This window comes from Mesorhizobium sp. A556 (assembly GCF_054489545.1).
The window spans coordinates 1-611 of record NZ_JBTMXA010000066.1 but is presented as its reverse complement, the minus strand read 5'-3'; the positions used below and the strand labels follow the sequence as shown (position 1 = coordinate 611).

Below are 611 nucleotides of genomic sequence, written 5' to 3'. Positions count from 1 at the left end.
CCGCGCGGCATCACCATCTCGCATGATGGCAAGTTCGTCTATCTGTGCGCCAGCGACGACGACACGATCGAGGTCATCGACACGGCGACGCTGGAGATCGTCGATACGCTGCCGTCCGGACCAGACCCGGAACTTTTCGTGCTGTCGCCCGATGGCAAGACGCTCTACGTCGCCAATGAGGACGACAATCTCGTTACCGTCATCGATATCGCCAGCAAGCAGGTGCTTTCGGAAATCCCCGTCGGCGTCGAGCCGGAAGGCATGGGCATCAGCCCCGACGGCAAGACCATGGTCAACACGTCCGAAACCACCAGCATGGCGCATTTCATCGACACCGCCACGCATGAGGTGACCGACAATGTGCTGGTCGACACGCGGCCGCGCTACGCCGAATTCACGCCGGACGGCAAGCAGGTCTGGGTCAGCGCCGAGGTCGGCGGCACCGTCAGCGTCATCGACAACGCCAAGCGCGAGGTGGTGAAGAAGATCGAGTTCGCGATTTCGGGCTTGCGCGCCGAAAGCATCCAGCCGGTCGGCGTCGCCATCAGCGCCGACGGCAAGAAGGCCTATGTCGCACTGGGGCCGGCAAACCATGTCGCGGTCGTCAACAC

At 62.8% G+C, this 611-nt stretch carries 1 protein-coding gene; it reads left to right on the top strand.

What is annotated here, in order from left to right; translation table 11 throughout:
* Positions 1-611 (top strand): PQQ-dependent catabolism-associated beta-propeller protein (locus ACX3P0_RS25320; protein WP_459092990.1); only part of this gene is annotated, 611 nt, incomplete at both ends.